At 48.2% G+C, this 5,434-nt stretch carries 2 tRNA genes and 2 rRNA genes; all 4 read left to right on the plus strand.

Features of this window, described 5'->3' with window-relative positions:
- The first annotated feature begins 367 nt into the window (after positions 1-367).
- A 16S ribosomal RNA gene (locus JMX50_RS13080) occupies positions 368-1,906 on the plus strand.
- Between the two features lie 76 nt (positions 1,907-1,982).
- Positions 1,983-2,059: transfer RNA gene (locus tag JMX50_RS13085), tRNA-Ile, on the plus strand.
- Positions 2,060-2,067: 8 nt separating this feature from the next.
- A tRNA-Ala gene (locus tag JMX50_RS13090) sits at positions 2,068-2,143 on the plus strand.
- A gap of 359 nt (positions 2,144-2,502) precedes the next feature.
- Positions 2,503-5,365 (plus strand): 23S ribosomal RNA (locus JMX50_RS13095).
- Together the 16S and 23S rRNA genes with 2 tRNA genes alongside form the textbook arrangement of a ribosomal RNA operon.
- Positions 5,366-5,434 lie beyond the last annotated feature (69 nt).

Genomic DNA, 5,434 nt, shown 5'->3' on the forward strand with positions numbered 1-5,434 from the left:
TTATAAAAAAGCTTGACAAACCAAATCATTATGATATGATAGTCGGCTCGCTAGATAGGATAAGTTATTAACTTAGACTGGATAGCAAAGAGAAATACCCTATATAATCATCTACTGGACGACAGTAGCGTGACACTATTTAAAAGCATAACTAAAGAACAACTTGTGTGGATTTTTGCTGATTCAGAATGCTAAAAAATAAAGTTGGTTTTAACTCCTTTTCGGAGTTCATTCTAACTATAAAAATTATCATTTAAGACAGCAGAAAAACTCAAAGTTAATTCATTACGAACATAATTTTTAGCGATTTTGCCAGATTAGATGAGCCAAGTTTAGAAGCTTCTTTAAAGAGCTTCATAGCAAGATTAAACTGAAGAGTTTGATCATGGCTCAGATTGAACGCTGGCGGCAGGCTTAACACATGCAAGTCGAGCGGAAACGATGATAGCTTGCTATCAGGCGTCGAGCGGCGGACGGGTGAGTAATACTTAGGAATCTACCTAGTAGTGGGGGATAGCTCGGGGAAACTCGAATTAATACCGCATACGACCTACGGGAGAAAGGGGGCAACTTGTTGCTCTCGCTATTAGATGAGCCTAAGTCGGATTAGCTAGATGGTGGGGTAAAGGCCTACCATGGCGACGATCTGTAGCTGGTCTGAGAGGATGATCAGCCACACCGGGACTGAGACACGGCCCGGACTCCTACGGGAGGCAGCAGTGGGGAATATTGGACAATGGGGGCAACCCTGATCCAGCCATGCCGCGTGTGTGAAGAAGGCCTTTTGGTTGTAAAGCACTTTAAGCAGTGAAGAAGACTCCGTGGTTAATACCCACGGACGATGACATTAGCTGCAGAATAAGCACCGGCTAACTCTGTGCCAGCAGCCGCGGTAATACAGAGGGTGCAAGCGTTAATCGGAATTACTGGGCGTAAAGCGAGCGTAGGTGGCTTGATAAGTCAGATGTGAAATCCCCGGGCTTAACCTGGGAACTGCATCTGATACTGTTAGGCTAGAATAGGTGAGAGGAAGGTAGAATTCCAGGTGTAGCGGTGAAATGCGTAGAGATCTGGAGGAATACCGATGGCGAAGGCAGCCTTCTGGCATCATATTGACACTGAGGTTCGAAAGCGTGGGTAGCAAACAGGATTAGATACCCTGGTAGTCCACGCCGTAAACGATGTCTACTAGTCGTTGGGTCCCTTGAGGACTTAGTGACGCAGCTAACGCAATAAGTAGACCGCCTGGGGAGTACGGCCGCAAGGTTAAAACTCAAATGAATTGACGGGGGCCCGCACAAGCGGTGGAGCATGTGGTTTAATTCGATGCAACGCGAAGAACCTTACCTGGTCTTGACATATCTAGAATCCTGCAGAGATGCGGGAGTGCCTTCGGGAATTAGAATACAGGTGCTGCATGGCTGTCGTCAGCTCGTGTCGTGAGATGTTGGGTTAAGTCCCGCAACGAGCGCAACCCTTGTCCTTAGTTACCAGCGGGTTAAGCCGGGAACTCTAAGGATACTGCCAGTGACAAACTGGAGGAAGGCGGGGACGACGTCAAGTCATCATGGCCCTTACGACCAGGGCTACACACGTGCTACAATGGTAGGTACAGAGGGCAGCTACACAGCGATGTGATGCGAATCTCAAAAAGCCTATCGTAGTCCAGATTGGAGTCTGCAACTCGACTCCATGAAGTAGGAATCGCTAGTAATCGCGGATCAGAATGCCGCGGTGAATACGTTCCCGGGCCTTGTACACACCGCCCGTCACACCATGGGAGTTGATTGCACCAGAAGTGGATAGCCTAACCGTAAGGAAGGCGTTCACCACGGTGTGGTTGATGACTGGGGTGAAGTCGTAACAAGGTAGCCGTAGGGGAACCTGCGGCTGGATCACCTCCTTATAGATGGCATTCGGTCAGCAAGAATTCACAACAAGTTGTTCTTTAGTTTAAGCTTACGTTTATAACAAGCGTAATTGGGTCTGTAGCTCAGCTGGTTAGAGCACCGTGTTGATAACGCGGGGGTCAGTGGTTCAAGTCCACTTAGACCCACCATTTTACATGGGGCCATAGCTCAGTTGGTAGAGCGCCTGCCTTGCACGCAGGAGGTCAACGGTTCGACTCCGTTTGGCTCCACCACTATAAACGCCAAGTAAGCTTTAGATGCCAATAAATACAATAGGTATTCAACAGAAACAAGTGATTTGTCTAAGATTACTTCTTTCTGTTTTATACAGAACTTATGACTCGACGAGAGCGTAAGAACTATTTAAAAACATAGATATGAGTCTGGGTTAGGAACACGTGTTCACGCGTTGTTCCTAACCTTAATAACTCACTACTTAACGACATCAGTTGTTATCCCAGTAGTGAGTTATTAAAAAAGTAAAGAGAACTGAATCAAGCGTATAAACATAGGTGATATCGTTATCATAATTAGACTTTATAACACTTAGAAGTTAAGACTTATTTAAAGTCGAGACTACTTGGGGTTGTATGGTCAAGTAATGAAGCGCACATGGTGGATGCCTTGGCAGTCAGAGGCGATGAAAGACGTGACAGCCTGCGATAAGCTTCGGGGAGGCGGCAATATCCTGTGATCCGGAGATTTCTGAATGGGGAAACCCACTTACCATAAGGTAGGTATCTTGTACTTGTACAAGAAGCGAACGAGGGGAAGTGAAACATCTCAGTACCCTTAGGAATAGACATCAAATGAGATTCCCCTAGTAGCGGCGAGCGAACGGGGAGAAGCCGATTAATTCTAATGTAGAAGAACAGCGTGGGAAAGCTGACCGTAGTAGGTGATAGTCCTGTATTCGAAACATTAGAGTTAACATATTAAGTAGAGCGGGGCACGAGAAATCCTGTTTGAAGATGGGGGGACCATCCTCCAAGGCTAAATACTCCTGACTGACCGATAGTGAACCAGTACCGTGAGGGAAAGGCGAAAAGAACCCCTGTGAGGGGAGTGAAATAGAACCTGAAACCGTGTGCGTACAAGCAGTGGGAGCCTTAATTTATTAGGGTGACCGCGTACCTTTTGTATAATGGGTCAGCGACTTATGTTCTGTAGCAAGGTTAACCGTTTAGGGGAGCCGTAGGGAAACCGAGTCTTAATAGGGCGAATTAGTTGCAGGGCATAGACCCGAAACCGAGTGATCTATCCATGAGCAGGTTGAAAGTGCCGTAACAGGCACCGGAGGACCGAACCCACTGTCGTTGAAAAGCCAGGGGATGACTTGTGGATAGGGGTGAAAGGCTAATCAAACTCGGTGATAGCTGGTTCTCCCCGAAAGCTATTTAGGTAGCGCCTCGGACGAACACCATTGGGGGTAGAGCACTGTTTCGGCTAGGGGGTCATACCGACTTACCAAACCGATGCAAACTCCGAATACCGATGAGTGATATCCGGGAGACACACAGTGGGTGCTAACGTCCATTGTGGAGAGGGAAACAACCCAGACCGCCAGCTAAGGCCCCAAATTCCTAGTTAAGTGGGAAACGAGGTGGGAAGGCATAGACAGCTAGGAGGTTGGCTTAGAAGCAGCCATCCTTTAAAGAAAGCGTAATAGCTCACTAGTCGAGTCGGCCCGCGCGGAAGATGTAACGGGGCTCAAACTAGGAGCCGAAGCTGCGGATTTGAATTTGTTTTCAAGTGGTAGGGGAGCGTTGTGTAAGCCTGTGAAGGTGTGTTGTAAAGCATGCTGGAGGTATCACAAGAGCGAATGCTGACGTGAGTAACGATAATGCGAGTGAAAAGCTCGCACGCCGGAAGATCAAGGGTTCCAGTCCAACGTTAATCGGGGCTGGGTGAGTCGACCCCTAAGGCGAGGCCGAAAGGCGTAGTCGATGGGAAATCGGTTAATATTCCGATACTTGTTTATAATGCGATGGAGGGACGGAGTAGGTTATGTCAGCCTGGCGTTGGTTGTCCAGGTGAAAGGATGTAGGTAGACAGTTTAGGCAAATCCGGACTGTCATTATACTGAGATCTGATAGCAAGCTGTACTTGTACAGCGAAGTGGCAAATACCATGCTTCCAGGAAAAGCTTCTAAGCAATAGTTATAAACGAATCGTACCCTAAACCGACACAGGTGATCAGGTAGAGAATACCAAGGCGCTTGAGAGAACTCTGCTGAAGGAACTAGGCAAAATGGTACCGTAACTTCGGGAGAAGGTACGCTGCCGATGGTGATAGGACTTGCTCCTTGAGCTGTTGGCAGTCGCAGATACCAGGCTGCTGCAACTGTTTATTAAAAACACAGCACTCTGCAAACACGAAAGTGGACGTATAGGGTGTGATGCCTGCCCGGTGCTGGAAGGTTAATTGATGGGGTTAGCGTAAGCGAAGCTCTTGATCGAAGCCCCAGTAAACGGCGGCCGTAACTATAACGGTCCTAAGGTAGCGAAATTCCTTGTCGGGTAAGTTCCGACCTGCACGAATGGCATAATGATGGCAGCGCTGTCTCCAGCAGAGACTCAGTGAAATCGAAATCGCAGTGAAGATGCTGTGTACCCGCGGCTAGACGGAAAGACCCCGTGAACCTTTACTACAGCTTTACATTGAACTTTGACCTGACTTGTGCAGGATAGGTGGGAGGCTTTGAAGCAGACACGCTAGTGTTTGTGGAGCCAATCTTGAAATACCACCCTGGTCATGTCGGGGTTCTAACTCAGGTATAACAATACCGAGGACAATGTATGGTGGGTAGTTTGACTGGGGCGGTCTCCTCCTAAAGAGTAACGGAGGAGTACGAAGGTGCGCTCAGAACGGTCGGAAATCGTTCATAGAGTATAAAGGCAAAAGCGCGCTTAACTGCGAGACCCACAAGTCGAGCAGGTACGAAAGTAGGTCTTAGTGATCCGGTGGTTCTGTATGGAAGGGCCATCGCTCAACGGATAAAAGGTACTCTGGGGATAACAGGCTGATACCGCCCAAGAGTTCATATCGACGGCGGTGTTTGGCACCTCGATGTCGGCTCATCTCATCCTAGGGCTGAAGCAGGTCCTAAGGGTATGGCTGTTCGCCATTTAAAGAGGTACGCGAGCTGGGTTTAGAACGTCGTGAGACAGTTCGGTCCCTATCTACCGTGGGCGTTGGAAATTTGAGAGGATCTGCTCCTAGTACGAGAGGACCAGAGTGGACGAACCTCTGGTGTTCGGGTTGTCACGCCAGTGGCATTGCCCGGTAGCTACGTTCGGATGGGATAACCGCTGAAAGCATCTAAGCGGGAAGCCCACCTCAAGATAAGATTTCCCTAAAGAGCCGTTGAAGACTACGACGTTGATAGGCAGGGTGTGGAAGCACAGCGATGTGTGTAGCTAACCTGTACTAATTGCTCGTTTGGCTTGACCATACAACACCCAAGTGGTTTGTATCAAAGCTCTAATTAATCTATCTTGTAAAGCGAAAGCTTTAGAATAAA

The organism is Psychrobacter maritimus (assembly GCF_904846345.1).
Lineage (GTDB): Bacteria > Pseudomonadota > Gammaproteobacteria > Pseudomonadales > Moraxellaceae > Psychrobacter > Psychrobacter maritimus.